Below are 18,244 nucleotides of genomic sequence, written 5' to 3'. Positions count from 1 at the left end.
CCCCAGTGGCACCGCATGGGCGGGTGCGCATGCAGGTCGCCGGAGCGCTGCGTCATCCGGCTCCGCTCCAGCCCGCGGGACCCGTGCCTTCTCAGGCGGCCGGCGGCGTGGCGGCCCTGGCCGAAGTCCCAGGCGATGGGTGGCGCATTGCGCCTTGCACCCCATCCTGAAACGTCACTTGCACGGCCCGAAAAAGACATTGAGCACGTTCCTGCTGCCGTTACCAGTAAAGCGCGGTGTATTCGCTGCCGACCGCTTCCGTACCCTCATGGGACAGCAGCCGGTAGCCGCGTCCATAAGCCGCCTGGACGCGCAGTTGGCACCCGGCCTCCCGCAGCTTGGTGCGCAGCTTGTAGATGTGCTGCTCCAGGGTGCGTTTGTTGGACTCGACCGAGCGTCCCCACACCTTGGCGATGATCGTGGGCAAAGACACCACCTGGTTGGGCTTGGAAAACAGCAGGCAGGCCAGCTCGCATTCGCGGTGCGTGAGACCCACCGTCTTGTCCCCATGAACGAGGCAAAGCCTGGCGGGGTCAAGCCGGCAGCCGTCGACATCGATCGGGTGGGCGGCCTGGAACGCCTGGGCTTCCATGTGGCCGCGCAGCCGGGTCTTGAGTTCGTCATGCCCGACGCGGGAAAGGCTGATGTAGTCCACCGCACCGCAGGCCAGGGCCACGCCGAAGCCGGCGTGCAACTCGGCCCCCACCACCACGACGGGAACCTGATCGGAGACGCAGGTTTTGATCAGTCCCAGATCTTCCGCCAAAGTGCCTCCGCAGTCTTCAAGGATCACGGCATCAAAGGCCTGCTGTCTCACTTGCATGCGAAAAGCCGCAATGCTGACGTGCAGCATGGCTTGAATTCCGCCACGGGAAAGCAGGTCCACCAGGAACTGGTTCACCGTCGATCGACGCGAAAGAAGAGCAATGTTCATGGAATCCCTCGACGCAAATTTATATCGACAAATGGCGGCGCATCACGCTGCCCCCTTGGCCTGTTCAGCTGGACCGTGGGTGCCAAAAAAGCGCCATCCGGTTGCTACACATAGTCACAGATTTTGCAATTTTTTCCCAACCTTCCGCGGAACAGAATCAGCGAAATATTCTCTGCAGTATGCCCTTTCGATAGGTCAATTGCTTATAGGCAATAACTATTCGACGCCATAGCAGTCCCTTATCAGTCTCCGGTCCAGGCTTTGTGCGCTCAATTGGCTGGCGCAGCAGTCCCTGTTTTTTTGCTGGCCGTTCTGGATTCGCCGCGCTCCCCTCTCTCGCTGCAAATCCCGTCCTCGACGGCCTGATTTCACTCTAAGCACCTCGCATGAACGACGAAGCAGCCCTTCATGAAAAACCGATGACTTGCCGATGAACATTGGATGAACAGGGGAGCGGATGTGCTGCCAATAGCTTCAGGCAACGCGTGCAAAGGTATCCGAAGGCACTCACCATAAAACGTGGCAATTAGCAAAAGTTGAGGATTGAACGTAAGGAAGTTGAGCATTGCCCGGACGCCCGTTCCTAGCATTGACTGGTCATCAATCAAAGGCGCGGCAACACCGCGAAGACCCATGCTGCTCACACTTCTGTCGTTGACCTGCCAGCGCGCCCAAGCCCAGGCGCCAGAGCTTTCCAATCTCATTCACGCCATGCGCGTCAAGGACGCGGCGGGCATCGGCCGCCGGCGCCTGGAGCGCAATGGCCGCGATACGGGCACGCCGCAGGAAGGCGCGCTGCTCGGGCGCAGCCTGCTGCTGGTTGGCATGGAGGAGGCCGCCAGCGAAGTGTTCCACCAGCAGCTCAAGGCCTATGACCAGGTATCGCGCAGCAACGTGCGCTGGCAGTCGGCACTGGACCAAGCCTGGCTCTTTCATCATCTGAACAAGCCCGCCCGTGCCGTGGCCTGCTGGTCGATCGTGGCCAGCGACCACGAAGCCCCGCTCGAATTGCGTGTGGAAGGCCATTGCGGCAAGGCGCTGTCGATGCAGGCCCTGGGCCAGCATGCCGAAGCCCTGGCCACCGCACGCCAGGCGGAAGCGCTCTGCCAGTCAGCCCCCGCAGCCATGCTGGAGCCGCACGCCAGGGCGATCCGCCTGGAGGTGCTGGCCCGGGTGCACCTGCTGCGCCATGAAGAACTGACAGACCATGCGCTGTCGGAGTCCGCCATGGCACTGGCACGCGATCTGCCGACCGAGGCAGAGATGGTGGCCGAACTGGCGGCGCTCGAGTCAAGCCCCCACGCGCCCGAACTGCTGCGGGCCCGCCTGGCTTACCTGCGCTGCGGCTTGCTGGGACACCACCCTGCCAGCCGGCAAGAGGCGGTGGCGAGCTTCGTGCGCTGGCTGCGCGAACACGAACTGGCGGGCCTGGAATCGCAAGTGCGGGTGGAAGCCTGCCTCGCGCTGCTGACCGACAAGGCGGCCACGGGTGCCCGCGATGTGATCCAGCCGCTGGCCAGCGTCGAACGCGAGGTCGATCGGCACCCTTACGCGTCGGACATCCAATACTGCCTGTCCAAGATCCACATGGAAGAAGGCCGGCTGGGCGAGTCACTGCGCCAGTACAAGCGCCACGTGGCCCAGGCCATGCGCGTGGTGCACAACACGGTGCTGGCGCGCATGAACAGCGCCGCGTCCACCCTGCCCTCCCAGGCCCAGGACACGACCGGCTTGCGCCTGCCGCCCCGCTACCGCGCGGCCTACCGCTACATCGTCGAGCACCTGCACGACGCCAACCTTTCGGTGCGTGAAATCGCAGGCCGCCTGGGGGTCACCGAACGCGCCCTGCAACTGGCGTTCCGCAACCACCTGGGCATGACGCCTGCCGAACTGATCCGGACCGAGCGCGTGAAGCGCATCGAGGACGAACTGCGCGAGATGAGCGAAACCGGCGGACGGGCCCACATGCTGGACGTCGCGTCACGCTGGGGCATCTGCAACCGGTCCACGCTGGCCAACGCCTTCAAGCTGTCCGCCGGGCGTCCCGCCGATGCGCACTGATATCACGGCTGGCGGGACGCGACAGCCGCCCGCTGCCCTGCCGTCACTTCACGGAGGTCTTGGCGCCTTGCTCGACCAGCCGCGCGAACTCTTCATGTTCGTAGGCGATGTAGGTCTCCATCATGCTGCGGTAGATGGCCTCGATCACCTCGGGCTGGCCGCCTTCGGCCAGCGCACGCTCGCGCACCCGGCGCACGATGAATTCGATGCGGCCTTCGTCCCGCACCTGGGACTCGCGCTGCTTGTTCAATGCGGCCTGGGTCATGTAGCCGCCGCGCTCCACCAGCAACGGCACCAGGATGTCGTCCAGCGCGTCGATGCGCGCACGCACCTGCGCCATGCTGCTGCAGCGCTCCACCTTGTCGATCGCCCGGGTCATCATTCGAGTCCTTCCTCAACCAGTTCGGCAGCGCGCAGCAGAGCGCGGGCCTTGTGTTCCGTTTCCTTCCACTCCAGCTCGGGCACCGAGTCGGCCACGACGCCGGCCGCGGCCTGAACATAGAGCGTTCCGTCCTTCACGATGCCGGTGCGGATGGCAATGGCCACATCCATGTCCCCGGCGTAGCTGAGATAGCCACACGCCCCGCCATACAGGCCACGCTTGACGGGCTCCAGCTGGTCGATCAGCTCCATCGCATGCACCTTGGGCGCGCCGGTGAGCGTGCCTGCCGGAAACGTGGCCTTCAGCACGTCCATGTTGGTCATGCCGTCATTGAGCAGGCCCTCGACGTTGCTCACGATGTGCATCACGTGGCTGTAGCGCTCCACGGCGAACGCCTCCGTCACCTTCACCGTGCCCGTCTTGGCGATGCGCCCGATGTCGTTGCGCGCAAGGTCGATCAGCATCACGTGCTCCGCGCGCTCCTTGGGGTCGTTGACCAGTTCGATTTCCGTGGCCTTGTCATGCTCGGGCGTGTTGCCGCGCGGGCGCGTTCCGGCCAAAGGCCGGATCGTGACCTTCTGGCCTTGCGGGGTGCTCTCTTGCCGCACCAGGATCTCCGGCGACGCCGAGACGATGTGGAAGTCGCCCATGTGGTAGTAAAACATGTAGGGCGAGGGGTTCAGCGACCGCAGCGCGCGGTACAGGGAGAGCGGCGATTCGGTGTAGCGCTTGTGGATGCGCTGGCCCACCTGCACCTGCATGAAGTCGCCCGCGGCGATCAGCTCCTTGGCACGGTCCACCGCCGCCAGGTAATCGGCCTTGGCAAAGTCGCGCTGGGGAGGATGGCTCTCCGTCGGCTTGACGACCGGCGCGGCCACCGAATACTTGAGCTGGTCCTTCAAACCCCGCAGGCGTTGCTTGCCCCTGGAATACGCCTCGGGCTGGCCCGGGTCCGCGTAGACGATGAGGTACAGCTTGCCCGAGAGGTTGTCGATGACCGCCAGTTCCTCGCACTGCAGCAGCAGGATGTCGGGCAGGCCCATCGTGTCGGGCGGGCAACTCGCTTCGAGCTTCTTTTCGACGTAACGCACCGCGTCATAGCCGAAGTACCCCGCCAGGCCGCCGCAGAACCGCGGCAGGCCGGGGCGCAGCGCCACCTTGAAACGCTTCTGGTACGCCTCGATGAAATCCAGCGGATTGCCGGCGGCGGTCTCGACCACCTGCCCATCGGTGACCACCTCGGTCTTGGCGTCGGCCCCGAAGCCGCTGGCCCTCAGCAAGGTGCGCGCCGGCAGGCCAATGAAGCTGTAGCGGCCGAACCGCTCGCCCCCCACGACCGATTCGAGCAGGAAACTGTATTTGCCGCCGTCCTTGCTGTAGGCCAGCTTCAGGTACAGCGAAAGCGGCGTCTCCAGGTCGGCGAAGGCCTCCGCGATGAGCGGAATGCGGTTGTAGCCTTCGCTGGCCAGGCTTTTGAATTCAAGTTCTGTAATCACGGGAATTTCCCAGTCGGGCAGCGCCAGCACAAGGACGTGGGGCGCCGCAGTTCATTGCGTTCGGCCCGTCAGGGCCACGGGTGCAGCTGGGATTGCCCCAGGTGCCATCAGGCGTTCGATGCGGCTGGCTTGCGCCAGGGCCAGGCTCCCCGGTCGCTGCAACCTGTGATGAACACGTGGTGAATGAACATGGGGAGAAAGTGTAGCAAAGCGCCTGCGCCCGCCCGCCGCGGCCGGCGAACCAGGGGCCCTGCCGCAATCCTTGCTGAAAACCCTGTTGTGCGCGCCCGGACACGCGGCAACAATCAGAAACGAACGATCGTTCTTTTTTTGGGAGTTGCCATGATGTTTCTGCAGCGGTGGCTGGCAGCCACCCTCGCCGGCCTTCTTGTGACCATGGGGGCCGCCTGGGCCCAGGTCGTGACCGTCGCCGATGTGAAGTACGCCACCGCCCTGCCACTGCAAGGCAGCCCATTGCTGCTCAATGGCGCGGGCATCCGCTACAAGGCCGTTTTCAAGGTGTACACGGCGGGCCTGTACCTGGAGCGCAAGGCGGGCACGCCGCAGGAAGTGGCCGCCCTGCGCGGCCCCAAGCGGCTGTCGATCACCATGCTGCGCGACATCGAATCGGCCGAACTGGGCAAGCTGTTTTCGCGCGGCATGGAAGACAACATGGACAAGGCCTCGTTCTCCCGCCTGGTGCCCGGCGTGCTGCGCATGAGCGAGATCTTTTCCCAGCACAAGAAGCTCTCGGCCGGCGACACCTTCACCGTTGACTGGCTGCCCGGCACGGGCACCGTGATCAGCGTCAAGGGCGTGGCGCAGGGCGAGCCGTTCCGCGAGCCCGAATTCTTCGATGCCCTGATGGGCATCTGGCTGGGCGAGCGGCCGGCGGACTGGAAGCTCAAGGACGCCCTGCTGGGCAAGGCGGGTGGCTGACCCGGTTGTCCGCGGCCCTCCGGCTGGCGGCGCACGGGCGTCCGGCCCCTGCTTTTCCTGCCCCGCAACCCGGATGCTATTATTTTTATAGCTACATGCCCTAGTACATATTGCGCCAGAGCATGATTCTGGCCGCTTTCAAGAAAACCGCGATGCCGGCACGCCACCTGAATTCCAGGAATTTTTTCACCCGCCTGTAACCCGCGGCGCATTCCGCCCGAACTACTGGACGAGGCCCGATCGCCGGGCCCTCTTTCAGGAGCATTCATGGCGGCATCCGCGAAACCACAGCCCATCCACCCCTTGTGGATACGCATCAGCCACTGGCTGAACGCCCTGGCGGTGCTGATCCTCATCGCCAGCGGCTGGCGCATCTACAACGCGGCGCCGTTCTTCCCTTTCACGCTGCCCAACGCGCTGACCCTCGGCGGCTGGCTCGGAGGTGCACTGCAGTGGCATTTCGCCGCCATGTGGCTGCTGGCGGCCAACGGCCTGTTCTATCTGGCGATGAACCTCGCCAGCGGCCGGCTGGCCCGCAGGTTCTTTCCGGTCTGGCCGCGCGCCGTGCTGCGCGACGCCATGGACGCCCTGCGCGGAAAGCTCGCCCACACGGATGCGCGCCAGTACAACAGCGTGCAGCGGCTGGCCTATCTGTTCGTGATGCTGGACCTCCTGGTCCTGGTGCTGTCCGGGCTCGTGCTGTTCAAGTCCGTGCAGTTCCCCGTCTTGCGGGAATGGCTGGGGGGCTACGAGTTCTCGCGCCGCATCCATTTCGTGGCCATGGGGCTGCTGGTCGGGTTCATTGCCCTGCACGGTGTGATGGTGGCCCTGGTGCCGCGCACGCTGCTCACCATGCTGAGCGCCGGCCGCCAAGGGAGTGCGGCATGAACCTCTTCAGACGCCGGAGCTTGTCCAATGCCGATGCAGACCTGGCCTTGGCCGACGCGCGCAAGCTCCTGGAGCGCCACATGGCGCCCGCCGCACGCCGCCATTTCCTGCGCGGTAGCCTGACGCTGGGCGGACTGTCCCTGCTGGCCGGCTGCAGCATCAGCGACAACGAGGATGTGGAAGCCATGCTCCAGCGCATCTCGCGCTGGAACGACCGGGCCCAGGGATGGCTGTTCGACCCCGGCCGGTTGGCACCCACCTATCCCGAATCCATGATCGTCCGGCCGTTTCCCTTCAATGCGTACTACGGCGAAGACGAAGTCCGGATCGTGAAAGAGGAAGGCTACCGCCTCGAAGTGGTCGGCCTGGTGGCCGAAAAACGCCCCTGGACCCTTGCGGCACTGCGCGCCCTCGCGCAGCAGGAGCAGGTCACCCGCCACATCTGCGTGGAGGGCTGGAGCGCCATCGGAAAGTGGGGCGGCGTGCCTTTCGGCGATTTTCTGCGGCGCATCGGCGCCGACCTGAGCGCGAAGTACATCGGCTTCGCATGTGCCGACGACTATCACACCAGCATCGACATGGCGACCGCGCTGCATCCGCAGACGCTGCTCGCGCTGACCTGCGACGGCGAGCCATTGCCACCGAAATACGGCTTTCCGCTGAAGCTGCGCATACCGACCAAGCTGGGCTACAAGAACCCGAAACACGTCATGGCGATGTCCGTGACCAACACCTATCCAGGCGGCTACTGGGAAGACCAGGGCTACAACGGGTTCGGCGGCAGCTGAGCGATCGGGCTCGGCGCCGCAGACGGCGCGGCCGTGCCCGATTCCCAGGTGCGGCGCAATTTTTCTCTTCCCTCTACAAAAGGACTTTCGACATGAACAAGCTCACGACCGCACTGCTCGCCGCCTGCCTGACCGCGGCCTCCGTCTCCGCCATGGCGGCGGACGACATGATGAAAAAGGACCCCATGGCCAAGGACTCGATGGCGAAGGAAGCCACGCCGAAAGACGCCATGAAACACGACGGCATGAAGAAGGATGCGATGAAGAAAGACGGCATGAAGCACGACCCTATGGCCAAGGATTCCATGGGAAAGGACGCGATGAAGAAAGATGAGATGAAGAAGGACGAGATGAAGAAATAAGCCACGGCATGCCTGCAGGCAACGGGTCCATGCAGGCCGTCAGCGCAGGCCGTGTCCCACGCCATCGCGCGATGCGCGCGAGTGGCGCCGATGCCGTGTACCCTGATGCGGCCATGGCGCCCCCACCGCATCGAGAGATTGCGCACCTCCAGACCGAACAGCGCCTGCGAAGCCTGATGCTCGCCGGGCTGGAGGGCGATGCGGCGGCGTACCGGCAATTCCTGCAGCAAATGGCCACCCGCCTGCGGTCGTTCTACCGCCGACGGCTGTCCGGTTGGCCCGACGACGTGGAGGACCTTGTGCAAGACACCCTGCTGGCCCTGCACAACCAGCGCCATACCTACCAGCGCAGCCAGCCGCTGACGGCCTGGGTGCACGCCATCGCGCGCTACAAGACCATCGATCTGCTGCGCGCGCGCCAGGCGCGCGAAGCGCTGCACGACCCCCTGGACGACGATGCAACCGGCCTCTTCGATCACACCGAGGACACGGCCGCCGAGGCCCGGCGCGATCTCGGGCGACTGCTCGCCACCCTGCCCGACCGCCAGCGCCTGCCCATCGAGCAGGTCAAGCTGCACGGCCGGTCGGTCTCCGACGTGGCCCTGGAAACCGGCATGACGGAATCCGCCGTGAAAATCGGCATCCACCGGGGCCTGAAGGCGCTGGCGAGCCGCATCGCGTCTTCGTCCCCTCCCACGGCGAAGCCAAAGGCCTCCCCATGAAAACCGACGATCTGATCCATCTATTGGCCGCCGACACGGTGCCGGTCCCTCGCCATGCCGCAGCGAAGCGCCTGGCGCTCGGCCTTCTCCTGGCCGTGCCGGTTTCGGGTTGGCTGATGCGGTATGGGCTCGGGCTCAATCCAGCGCTCGGCCAATACGCCACCCTGCCCATGTTCTGGGTGAAGTTCGGCGCTCCGCTGCTGATGGCCCTGGCCGCGTTGCGGCTGGTCGCCCGGCTCGGAAAACCGGGCTCTGTCACCCGCGTCGCATGGCTGGGCTGGGCCGCCCCGATCGGCCTGGTGTGGGCCCTGGGGCTGATGGCGGTGTGGCAGGCCCCCGCGGCACAACTGCCGGAGCTGGTGCTCAGCCGCACCTGGCGTGTGTGCGCGGAAAATATCGCGATGCTGTCGCTGCCGGTGTTCCTGGCCGCGATCTGGGTGCTGCGGGGCATGGCGCCCGTCCGCCCCGCATGGGCCGGCGCAGGGGCCGGCGCCCTGGGCGGCGCGGTTGGCGCCACGGTCTATGCGCTGCACTGCCCGGAGCTGGCCGCACCGTTCATCGCCATCTGGTACGTTCTGGGCATGTCGCTGCCGGTGGCCGCTGGTGCCGTGCTGGGGCCTCGGCTGCTGCGCTGGTAGCGGGCCATCGCCCCGCCGCTGCGGCGCGTCAGGGACCGGGCAGCAGCGCCTCCAGCGAATCGACATAGCCGTCGGCATCCACCTCGCGCACGGGTTGCCCGTGGTTGTAGCCGTAGGTCACCAGCACCACGGGGCAGCCGGCGGCGCGGGCCGCCCGGGCATCGTTGCTGGAGTCGCCGATCATCAGCGTGCGCCCGGGCACGGTGCCCAGCGCCTCGCAGGTCCGGAGCAACGGCATCGGGTCGGGCTTCATGCGCTCGAAGGCATCGCCGCCGAACACCTTCTCGAAGAAGCCGTCCAGCCCCTTGGCCTCCAGCAGCGAAACGGCGAACGCCGTGGGCTTGTTGGTCAGGCAGGCCAGGCGCACGCCTTGCCGCCGCAGCGCCTGCAGTCCGGTGACCACCCCGGGGTACAGCGCGGCGAACTGGCCGTTGACGGCGGCGTAATGGCGCTGGTAGCTTTCCCAGGCCTGCGGATAGATTGCTTCTGTTTTGATAGCAATACGCCCTAGTGAATCATGCGCCAGAACGTGATTGAGCACCGAATGAATCAGGTGCTGCGAGCCCTTTCCCACCATGCGTTCGATGTCGGGCGCCGCGATGCCGGGCAGCCCCAGCTCGCGCAGCATGCGGTTGATCGCCTCGGAAAAATCGCCGAGCGTGTCCACCATGGTGCCGTCCAGGTCCACGATCGCGGCATCGGCTTGTGCGGGGGGCAGCGGAATCCAGTCTGAAAAGGGGGCAGATTGCATCGTCATGGCCATGAAAACAGGCGTGCAGTGAATGAAGGCGGGGTGGCGCCGTGGCGGTCCTGGTGCGGGAGAACGTCTTCAACCCTGCGGAAAACTCACCGCCTGCGTCCCACGCCGCTTCGGCCGCACGACCACCGTGCCCGCCAGCTTATCGTGCCAGCCCTGCTTGCGGCCGTCGAACGCCACCCACAGCAGGCCCAGGCCCAGCGGAATCGCGGAGGCGAAATACGCCACGTAGCGGCCCACCGACTGCCCGGGGGTCATCGGCTTGCCGGTGGCGGCATCCACCACGCGGGCGCCGATGGCCATCTTGCCCGGCGTGGCCTGCCGGCTCAGCCAGAACAGCACCACCGCCACGGCCGGCAGCACCCAGGAGATGACGAAATCCGCAGGCCCCAAGACCAGGCGCTCGGATTCGAAATACGCCCAGCCATAGAACGCCACCAGCAGCGGCACCGTCACGACGATCAGCAGCAGGGTGTCGATCAGCGTCGCGCCCACGCGCGCCCAGAAGCCGACATATTCGAGATCGGGAAAGCCGCTGGGGTCGTTCATGGCATCGTTTCCTTCTGAAGCAGGTGTTTGCGGCCTCAGGGGTCGAGGCACCCTGGATTCTGGCAGCGATCGCCGGACTGCGAGGGGTTTCAAACGCCAGTCGGCTTGGCCGCCCGGCGCCGCACCGGCGCCTTCGCCACCGTCAGTTCCGCCCAGACGGGGGCATGGTCGCTGGTGTCGTCCTTTCCGCGCTCGTCCCGGTCCACGCCGGCGTCCGCCACCTGGAGCATGCGGCTCACCAGGATGTGATCGATGCGCAGTCCCGCATCGCGCTCCCAGCGCCGGCGCCGGTAGTCCCAGAAGGTGAACGGCACGTCCTTCGGGTGCACCGTGGCGATGGCATCCGTCCACCCCTGGGTCAACAGGTCGGCATAGGCTTGCCGGGGCGCCGGCTGCAAAAGGGCGTTGTCCGCCCACGTGTCGGGCCGGTAGATGTCCGCATCCGTCGGCACGACGTTCCAGTCGCCCATCAGCACCACGGGATAGCCAGACGCCCAGAGCGCCTGGGCGCGGCGGTTCAGCCGCTCGAACCAACGCAGCTTGGCGTCGAATCGGGGGCCGGGCTGCGGGTTGCCGTTGGGCAGGTACAGGCAGGCATAGAGCACGCCGTTGACGGCCGCTTCGAGGTAGCGGGCTTCCTTGTCGGCCGGGTCGCCCGGCAGCGCGGTCAACACGGGCAGCGGATCGTGCCCGCGGCCGAGCAGCGCCACGCCATTCCATGTGCGCTGGCCGACGGCCACGCCCCGGTAGCCCGCCGCGCGCAGCGCCTCATCCGGGAACTGCGCCGTGGGACATTTGAGTTCCTGCAGCGCGACCACATCGGGCCGCGTGCGCTGCAGCCAGTCGACCAGCCGGTCGATCCGCTTGTTGACGTTGTTGATGTTCCACGTGGCGACGCGCATGGCGTCACCGGCCTGGACACGCTGCCGAATCGCTCACGCCGCTTTTCTTTCCGGTGCGCTCTTCCTGGCGGCGGCGCTTTTGGCACCGGCCTTCCTGGCAGGCGCTTTGGCCCCCGCCTTGCCGGCCGTTTTGCCCGCCGCCTTGCGCGCAGGCGCGGAGCCCCCCTTGAGGCTGCGCTTGAGCAGGGCCGTGAGGTCGATCACTTCGCCGGTCTGCGGCGCTTCTTCCTCCGGGTCCATGACGGTGTGGCCTTCGCCCGCCTTCGCCTTCTTGTCCACGAGCTTCATCACCTGGATGCGGAACTCGTCCTTGAAGTCGGCGGGGTCCCAGTTTCCGGACATCTCCTCGACCAGCTGCTTGGCCATCTTGAGTTCCGCGGCGCTCACACTCTTTCTGCCGGCGGCCGGCAGTTCGAGCGAGTCGAGCGTCTTGACCTCGTCGCCCCAGCGCAGCAGGTTCAGCACGAGCGCCGGCCCCGAAGGCACCAGCGCGGCCAGATGCTGCTTCGTCGAGATGACGACCTTCGCGAGGCCGACCTTGCCCGTCGCGATGAGGGTTTCGCGCAGCAGCGCATAGACCTTGTCGCTCTTGTTGACGGGTGCCACGTAGTACGGCCGCTCCAGGAAGATGAACGGCATGTCGTTCGCATCGATGAAGCGCTCGATCTCGATGGTCTGCGTGGTCTTGGGGAACACCGCCTCGATCTCTTCCGGGCTGATGATGACGTACTTGCCGTCTTCGTACTGCACCCCTTTGACGATGTTGTCCTTGTCGATTTCCTTGCCGGTCTTCTTGTTGATGCGCTTGTAGCCCACCGGGTCCATGGACCGCTTGTCCAGCCAGTCGAAGTCCACGCCCTGCTCCGTCGCCGCCGTGTGCAGCCCGACAGGGATATGGACCAGGCCGAAGGTGATGGCGCCCTTCCAGAGCGTGCGACTGCCAGTTGCCATGTGACTTTTCTCCGAAGGGGGAAACCCCGTTCGCCCCAGTCTGCGTCGATCGGTCTGCCACCCTTGTAGGCGGCCGCTTGCCGCAGCGGTAGGCATTGCCTGCCAATCGGGTGGCGGCACGGCCTTGGGCCATCCCCCGCGATCCCCTATGCTGGAGCGATGCCGTCCGCCCTTCGCCCCATCGCCATCCATGTGCAAGAGCCGTCCCCCGGCGACTTCCGCTGGGTGCTGATGGAGCGCGAAGGCGGCGGTGCCTGGGCGGAGATGGAACGGTCCGCGTCGTCCGCGGGCACCTACCACCAGGCCCTGGCCGATGGGCTTCGGGTCTTGCAAGCCATGATCGAAGACCTGGACATCGGCCCTCGCCTTGCCGTGAAGCGGGCCGCGAAAGCGGTGGCGCCATCGCACGATGCGCCCCAGACGGAGCGCCCGCCGGCCGATCCCCCGGCCCCCTCCAAACCCTCGCTGTTCGGATTCGGCCCCGCCCGCTGAACCGCCGCGCCTGGCGGCTGGAGGAGGTGGTGCAGAATGCCCACCACGTCCCTACAGGCCCCACCGATGACCACGCTCCAACACCTCCTCGGCACCGAATTTCCCCTCATCCAGGCGCCCATGGTGGCGGTATCGGGAAGCGCCATGGTGATCGCCGTGAGCGAAGCCGGGGGCCTGGGCTCCTTGCCCTGCGCCGGGCTCACGCCCGACCTGATTCGCCAGGAAGTCACGGCCATCCGCGCGGCCACCCGCCGGCCCTACAACGTCAACTTCTTTTGCCACACGCCCCCCCTGCCCGATCCGCAGCGGGAGGCGGCATGGCGTGCGGCGCTGGCGCCCTATTACGCCGAATTCGGCCTTCGTTCGGAGGACATCCCCGCCGGTGCGGGACGCCATCCGTTCAACGCCGAGGTGGCCGGCCTGCTGGCGGAGTTCCGGCCACCGGTGGTCAGCTTCCATTTCGGACTGCCGCCGGACGACCTCCTGGCGCAGGTGAAAAGCTGGGGCTCCAAAGTCCTCGCGTCGGCCACCACGGTGGAAGAAGCGCTCTGGCTGCAGGCGCGGGGCGTGGACGCGGTCATCGCGCAGGGCCTGGAGGCCGGCGGGCACCGCGGGCACTTCCTGTCGCACGACCTGACCAAGCAATCCGGCACCTTCGCGCTGCTGCCCCAGATCGTCGGCGCCGTGCAGTGCCCGGTCATCGCGGCCGGGGGCATCGCGGACGCCCAGGGCGTGGCCGCGGCCATGGCGCTGGGGGCCTCGGGCGTGCAGGTCGGCACCGCCTACATGCTGGCCACCGAGGCCACTACCAGCGCAGTGCACCGCGCCGCATTGCAAAGCGACGCCGCGCGCCACACCGCCCTCACCCACCTGTTCACCGGCCGCCCTGCCCGCGGCATCATGAACCGCGTCATGCACGAACTGGGGCCACTGAATCCCGCGGCCCCGGAATTCCCTCTCGCGACGGCCGCGCTGGCCCCGCTGCGCGCCAAGGCGGAAGCCTTGGGGCGCAGCGACTTTTCACCGCTGTGGTCCGGACAGAACGCGAGCGGGTGCCGGGAGGCGTCCGCCGCCGACCTGACGCGCGCGCTGGCGAAGGGCCTGCGCTGAGCGGCCGACCGTTTCCAGATTCACCGGCCCCACCGCTTTGACATGAAAATTCCTGCACTGCCCTTCACGACGACGGACTGGTCGCTCATCGCACCCACCGAGCACCCTGGCGAGACCGGAACGGCCCTGTGGCGCACCCAGACCGTGGGCGATATTCGCATTCGCCGGGTCGACTATTCCGCCGGCTACCTGGCCGACCACTGGTGCGACCGGGGCCACATCCTGTTCGTGCTGGAAGGCACGCTGGAAACCGAATTGAAGGATGGCCGCCGTGTCACGCTCACGGCCGGCATGAGCTATCAGGTGTCCGACTTCGGCGATGCGGCCCACCGTTCGTCGACGGCCACGGGCGCGCAGCTCTTCATCGTGGATTGACGCCTGGACCGCCCTGTGGCGGGCGAACGGCCCGCACGGCGGCTGCGCACCGTCCGACATACGCTCCTTCGGTGTACGCCTAGTCTGCAAACCTTGCCCCGGCCGGGCCTTCGCCCGGCTGCCAGGGGCGGTTCGCATACCAAAGGATCACCATGCCGATGTCTTCTCTTCGCCGCTTTTCCGCTCTCGCCACCACCGCCCTGCTGGCAGCAGCCGCCGCCACCGCGCACGCCGCGCCGGACGAATCCGCCCGGGCCCGCTACGAGCGCGACCGCCAGGCCTGCCTGAGCGGCAACACGCAGCAGTCCCAGGCCGTGTGCCTGCAGGAAGCGGGTGCGGCCCTCGAATCGTCGCGCACTGGTCAGTTGACCAATCCGGGCGCCCAGGCCGAGCAGAGCAATGCGGTGGACCGCTGCGCCGTGTTCAAGACGCCCGAAGAACGTTCCGCCTGCCTGGACCGCGTGAAGGGCCCGAGTGCCGTGTCCGGCTCGCCCGCCGCGGGCGGCGTGCTGCGCGAGAGCACCACGACCACCATCGTGCCGGCCCCCGCCACGCCACCAGCGCGTTGATTGCCGTGGATGCAGGCCGAGCCCGCGGCCGAGCCGCGTCAGGCCAGCTGCGTGCGCATGGCGCCGATCACGCCGGCGTAGTCGGGCTTGCCGAAGATCGCGCTGCCCGCCACGAAGGTGTCCGCGCCCGCATCCGCCACGCGGCGGATGTTGTCGGTCTTGATGCCGCCGTCCACTTCCAGGCGGATGTCCTTGCCGCAGGCGTCGATGCGCCGGCGCACGGCCTCGATCTTGCGCAGGGCCGAGTCGATGAAGCTCTGGCCGCCGAAGCCCGGGTTCACGCTCATGATGAGGATCAGGTCGATGTCGTCGATCACCCAGTCGAGTACGTCGAGCGGTTCGGCGGGGTTGAACACCAGGCCGGGCTTGGCGCCATTGGCGCGGATGGCCTGCACGCTGCGGTGCACGTGGGCCGAGGCGTCGGGGTGAAAGCTGATGTAGTCGGCGCCGGCATCGGCGAAAGCGGCGGCCAGCGCATCCACGGGCTGGACCATCAGGTGCACGTCGATCGGCACGGGCTGGCCGTCCGGGGTCTTGGCGTGGGGCTTCAGCGCCTGGCAGATCATGGGCCCGAACGTCAGGTTGGGCACGTAGTGGTTGTCCATCACATCGAAGTGGATCCAGTCGGCGCCAGCGGCGATGACGTTCTTCACTTCGTCGCCCAGGCGGGCGAAATCGGCGGACAGGATCGAGGGGGCAATGCGGTAGGTGCGGCTCATCCCCCGATTGTCGCAGCAGCCCGCGGCGCTCCGGAAGGCACGGCCGCTGGCCCGGGTACCATTGCGCCCATGCCGAAGTACCAGTTCCAGGCCGAGGTGCAATCCCAGTACCTGCCCGAGCAATCCACGCCCGACGAGGGCTTTTATGGCTTCGCCTACACCATCACCATCACGAACACGGGCGACATCCCCGCCCAGCTGATCTCCCGCCACTGGGTCATCAGCGACGCGCGCGGCCACACCGAAGAGGTCAAGGGCCTGGGCGTCGTCGGGCAGCAGCCGCTGCTCAAGCCCGGGGAATCCTTCCAGTACACGAGCGGCTGCCGCCTGCGCACGGCCAGCGGCAGCATGCACGGCCGCTATTTCTGCGTGGCCGAGGACGGCGAGCCGTTCGAATGCCCCATTGCGCTCTTCGTGCTGGAAGCCGTGTCCGGCGACGCCTCGGGCGCACCCCTGAACGGCAGAGTGCTGCATTGAAGCGCCACGCCAATGACCTGGGCCACCTGCTGGCCCAGCTGGATGCGGGCGCACCGCTGGCGCAGCGCCACCTTTGGCTGATTGCGCTGCTGGACTGGGTGCGGGGCAACCGCCGCTCGGTCGAGGCCGCGGTCGGCCGCATGCAGCTGTTCGTGGAGGCCATCGAAAAGGACGACGCCGCGCGCCAGCGCCTTCAGGACTGGTGGAGCGCGCTCGTCGGCACGGTGGACATCACCACCTTGCTGGCCGATTTCGGCTTCGCGCCGCGCACGGCCCTTGCCAGCGAAGTGGCGGAGCGCCTGCGCTACAAGCTGCTGCCCGGCAGCCCGGAGACCATCGACGCGTCCGAGCTGTTCATGCTGGCGCTTCCCTACGATTTCGATGCGCTGTGGCTCGCGGCCCTGGACGAAGCCCTGCTCGCGCGGCTGCTGTCGGCCATGGCCCCGGCCGAGGCGCCGGGCGCCACCCGCTGGCAGCGCGCCCTGCTGGACGCCATCACCTATTGCGCGGGGCAGATCCTGTCCACCGGCTTCGCACCCGAGCTGCGTCTGCGCATGAGCGAGGCCGCGCGCGACGCGCAGCCGTTCCACGCCCTGATCCGCGACGTGGAGAGCGTGCGCGTGGAGGTCCTGCACCAGCTGCGCACCACCGACCGGCTCGACGAATCCGTGCAGCGCCTGCGCGAGCGGCTCGATGCCTGCCGCGCCGCCGCGGCCACCGTGTATTCGCACTTCGAGGACAACGGCATTTCGGTGGGCCTGGTGTTCCGGCTGCGGCAACTGCGCGAGCGCATCCTGCGCGTGCGCGAGCTGCTGGACTGCCTGCTCTCGCCCACGCCCGCCCCCACCGCCGCCCGCCTGATGGCGCGGCTGGTCACCGTGGGCCGCGAACGGCGCAGCCTGCGCGCGCTGCTGGCGTCCAACTCGTCGCTGCTGGCGGCCAAGGTGGCCGAGCGCAGCGCCGAGACGGGCGAGCACTACATCACGCGCACCGGCGCCGAATACCGCGCCATGGTCGGCAAGGCCGCGGGCGGCGGCCTGGTGATGGCCTTCACCACACTCATGAAGTTCGGCCTGGCGGCACTGGCGCTGTCGGCCTTCTGGGGCGGCTTCTGGGCGGGCGTGAACTACTCGGTGAGCTTCGTGCTGATCCTGCTGCTGCACTTCACGGTGGCCACCAAGCAGCCCGCGATGACCTCGCCGGCCATGGCGGCCAAGCTCAAGGACCTGCACTCCGACGAGGCCGTGGTGTCTTTCGTGGACGAGGTCACGCACCTGGTGCGGTCGCAGGTGGCCGCGGTGCTGGGCAACGTGCTCGTGGTGTTCCCGACCGTGATCGGCATCACGCTGCTGATCGCCAAGGGAACCGGGCAGACGGCCATCAGCACGGCCCAGGCCCACCACGTGCTGGAGTCGCTGCACCTGCTGGGGCCCTCGCTGCTGTTCGCGGCCTTCACCGGCGTGCTGCTCTTCGCCTCCAGCATCATCGCGGGCTGGGCGGAGAACTGGTTCGTGCTGCACCGCCTGGATTCGGCCGTGCAGTACAACCCGCGCATCACCCGGCTGCTGGGCACGGCGCGCGCCGCGCGCTGGGCGCACTTCCTGCGCGAGAACTTGTCCGGCTTCGCCGCCAACATCTCGCTGGGCTTCATGCTGGGGCTGGTGCCGCCCATCGCCTCGTTCTTCGGGCTGGGGCTGGACGTGCGCCACGTCACGCTGTCGTCGGGCCAGCTGGGCGCGGCCAGCACGGCGCTGGGCCTGCCGGTGCTGCACATGCCGCAGTTCTGGTGGGCCGTGGCCACGATCCCGCTGCTGGGCGCGCTGAACGTGTCGGTGAGCTTCTACCTGGCCTTCCGGCTCGCCCTGCGCGCGCACAGCGTGACGGGGGTGGAGCGGGCCCGCGTCTATGCGGCCCTGCGCTCGCGCCTGCGGCGCGCGCCGCTGGAGTTTTTCATGCCCGCCCGGCGCGCGGCCTGAGCTCGGTTAAAAGATCTTTTCCGCCGCCTGGATCCCCCCCCGGAATGGAGGCCTCCGTCCTACAGGGTGAGGCCACCCCAGCGGGTAAATTCGGGCGACCCCGGGGTCGGGCCGCTGCGCGCCGAGGGGGCTTCGCGAAGGCCGACCCAAACCTGCA

21 protein-coding genes are annotated in these 18,244 nt (G+C 67.2%); 13 read left to right on the top strand and 8 right to left on the bottom strand.

Annotation, left to right across the window (positions count from 1 at the left end):
* Positions 1-220: 220 nt before the first annotated feature.
* Positions 221-934, bottom strand: coding sequence for a winged helix-turn-helix domain-containing protein (locus tag AVMA1855_RS14570; protein WP_284394261.1), 714 nt, complete (start codon positions 932-934; stop codon positions 221-223).
* 633 nt (positions 935-1,567) lie between these two features.
* Here AVMA1855_RS14570 and AVMA1855_RS14565 point away from each other — a divergent pair.
* A complete protein-coding gene (locus AVMA1855_RS14565) occupies positions 1,568-2,995 on the top strand; it encodes a helix-turn-helix domain-containing protein (RefSeq protein ID WP_284426252.1) in 1,428 nt (475 codons plus the stop codon).
* 43 nt (positions 2,996-3,038) lie between these two features.
* Here AVMA1855_RS14565 and AVMA1855_RS14560 read toward each other — a convergent pair whose 3' ends face one another.
* Together AVMA1855_RS14560 and trpE are read right to left on the bottom strand one after the other, a co-directional pair.
* Complete coding sequence (locus AVMA1855_RS14560; protein WP_284426251.1) at positions 3,039-3,374, bottom strand: chorismate mutase; 336 nt, start codon at positions 3,372-3,374, stop codon at positions 3,039-3,041.
* The gene (gene trpE / locus AVMA1855_RS14555) at positions 3,374-4,873 is read right to left on the bottom strand and encodes an anthranilate synthase component I (RefSeq protein WP_284426250.1); all 1,500 of its coding nucleotides are present in this window, start codon (positions 4,871-4,873) and stop codon (positions 3,374-3,376) included. The genes AVMA1855_RS14560 and trpE overlap by 1 nt, the downstream gene beginning before the upstream one ends.
* 342 nt (positions 4,874-5,215) lie before the next feature.
* Here trpE and AVMA1855_RS14550 point away from each other — a divergent pair, with 342 nt between their 5' ends.
* From AVMA1855_RS14550 to AVMA1855_RS14525, 6 genes are all read left to right on the top strand, one after another.
* Positions 5,216-5,812: a chalcone isomerase family protein gene (locus tag AVMA1855_RS14550; protein WP_284426249.1), complete on the top strand. Its 597-nt coding sequence runs from the start codon at positions 5,216-5,218 to the stop codon at positions 5,810-5,812.
* A gap of 267 nt (positions 5,813-6,079) precedes the next feature.
* Positions 6,080-6,700 carry a cytochrome b/b6 domain-containing protein gene (locus AVMA1855_RS14545; RefSeq protein WP_284426248.1) on the top strand — a complete coding sequence of 207 codons (621 nt, stop codon included), beginning with the start codon at positions 6,080-6,082 and terminating at the stop codon, positions 6,698-6,700.
* Complete coding sequence (locus AVMA1855_RS14540) at positions 6,697-7,488, top strand: molybdopterin-dependent oxidoreductase (RefSeq protein ID WP_284426247.1); 792 nt, start codon at positions 6,697-6,699, stop codon at positions 7,486-7,488. Before AVMA1855_RS14545 ends, AVMA1855_RS14540 begins: the two co-directional genes overlap by 4 nt.
* 92 nt (positions 7,489-7,580) lie before the next feature.
* Positions 7,581-7,850, top strand: a complete 270-nt coding sequence (locus tag AVMA1855_RS14535) for a pentapeptide MXKDX repeat protein (protein WP_272565669.1) — start codon at positions 7,581-7,583, stop codon at positions 7,848-7,850.
* Positions 7,851-7,963: 113 nt separating this feature from the next.
* The gene (locus tag AVMA1855_RS14530; RefSeq protein ID WP_284426298.1) at positions 7,964-8,572 is read left to right on the top strand and encodes a sigma-70 family RNA polymerase sigma factor; all 609 of its coding nucleotides are present in this window, start codon (positions 7,964-7,966) and stop codon (positions 8,570-8,572) included.
* Positions 8,569-9,210, top strand: coding sequence for an NrsF family protein (locus AVMA1855_RS14525; RefSeq protein ID WP_284406619.1), 642 nt, complete (start codon positions 8,569-8,571; stop codon positions 9,208-9,210). The genes AVMA1855_RS14530 and AVMA1855_RS14525 overlap by 4 nt, the downstream gene beginning before the upstream one ends.
* Before the next feature lie 28 nt (positions 9,211-9,238).
* Here the strand turns inward: AVMA1855_RS14525 and gph are convergent, their stop codons facing one another.
* From gph to ku, 4 genes are all read right to left on the bottom strand, one after another.
* Entirely contained in the window at positions 9,239-9,961 is a 723-nt protein-coding gene (gph, locus tag AVMA1855_RS14520; protein WP_502870337.1) for a phosphoglycolate phosphatase, read from the bottom strand.
* Positions 9,962-10,039: 78 nt separating this feature from the next.
* Positions 10,040-10,516, bottom strand: a complete 477-nt coding sequence (locus AVMA1855_RS14515; RefSeq protein WP_272565675.1) for an RDD family protein — start codon at positions 10,514-10,516, stop codon at positions 10,040-10,042.
* A gap of 89 nt (positions 10,517-10,605) precedes the next feature.
* Positions 10,606-11,418 (bottom strand): exodeoxyribonuclease III, encoded by an 813-nt coding sequence (locus AVMA1855_RS14510; RefSeq protein WP_284426245.1) that lies wholly within the window; start codon positions 11,416-11,418, stop codon positions 10,606-10,608.
* A gap of 33 nt (positions 11,419-11,451) precedes the next feature.
* Positions 11,452-12,369, bottom strand: a complete 918-nt coding sequence (gene ku, locus AVMA1855_RS14505; protein ID WP_284426244.1) for a non-homologous end joining protein Ku — start codon at positions 12,367-12,369, stop codon at positions 11,452-11,454.
* Positions 12,370-12,528: 159 nt separating this feature from the next.
* Here ku and AVMA1855_RS14500 point away from each other — a divergent pair, with 159 nt between their 5' ends.
* The 4 genes from AVMA1855_RS14500 (at position 12,529) to AVMA1855_RS14485 (ending at position 14,915) form a co-directional block, all read left to right on the top strand.
* Positions 12,529-12,861, top strand: coding sequence for a hypothetical protein (locus AVMA1855_RS14500; protein WP_284426243.1), 333 nt, complete (start codon positions 12,529-12,531; stop codon positions 12,859-12,861).
* A gap of 66 nt (positions 12,862-12,927) precedes the next feature.
* Complete coding sequence (locus tag AVMA1855_RS14495) at positions 12,928-13,971, top strand: NAD(P)H-dependent flavin oxidoreductase (RefSeq protein WP_284426242.1); 1,044 nt, start codon at positions 12,928-12,930, stop codon at positions 13,969-13,971.
* 42 nt (positions 13,972-14,013) lie between these two features.
* Positions 14,014-14,346 (top strand): DHCW motif cupin fold protein, encoded by a 333-nt coding sequence (locus AVMA1855_RS14490; protein WP_272565681.1) that lies wholly within the window; start codon positions 14,014-14,016, stop codon positions 14,344-14,346.
* 158 nt (positions 14,347-14,504) lie between these two features.
* Positions 14,505-14,915: a hypothetical protein gene (locus AVMA1855_RS14485; RefSeq protein ID WP_284426241.1), complete on the top strand. Its 411-nt coding sequence runs from the start codon at positions 14,505-14,507 to the stop codon at positions 14,913-14,915.
* Between the two features lie 38 nt (positions 14,916-14,953).
* Here the strand turns inward: AVMA1855_RS14485 and rpe are convergent, their stop codons facing one another.
* Positions 14,954-15,634, bottom strand: coding sequence for a ribulose-phosphate 3-epimerase (rpe, locus tag AVMA1855_RS14480; protein ID WP_284426240.1), 681 nt, complete (start codon positions 15,632-15,634; stop codon positions 14,954-14,956).
* Between the two features lie 69 nt (positions 15,635-15,703).
* On the opposite strand from rpe, the gene apaG reads away from it, so the two are divergent.
* Positions 15,704-16,111: a Co2+/Mg2+ efflux facilitator ApaG/CorD gene (gene apaG, locus AVMA1855_RS14475; RefSeq protein ID WP_272565684.1), complete on the top strand. Its 408-nt coding sequence runs from the start codon at positions 15,704-15,706 to the stop codon at positions 16,109-16,111.
* Positions 16,108-18,087: a transporter-like protein TlpB gene (gene tlpB / locus AVMA1855_RS14470; protein WP_284426239.1), complete on the top strand. Its 1,980-nt coding sequence runs from the start codon at positions 16,108-16,110 to the stop codon at positions 18,085-18,087. Before apaG ends, tlpB begins: the two co-directional genes overlap by 4 nt.
* Positions 18,088-18,244: the final 157 nt, after the last annotated feature.

Source organism: Acidovorax sp. SUPP1855, from assembly GCF_030158955.1.
Classification (GTDB): Bacteria; Pseudomonadota; Gammaproteobacteria; order Burkholderiales; family Burkholderiaceae_C; genus Paracidovorax.
The sequence above is the reverse complement of the archived record's forward strand: the minus strand, read 5'-3'. Positions and strand labels throughout refer to the sequence as shown.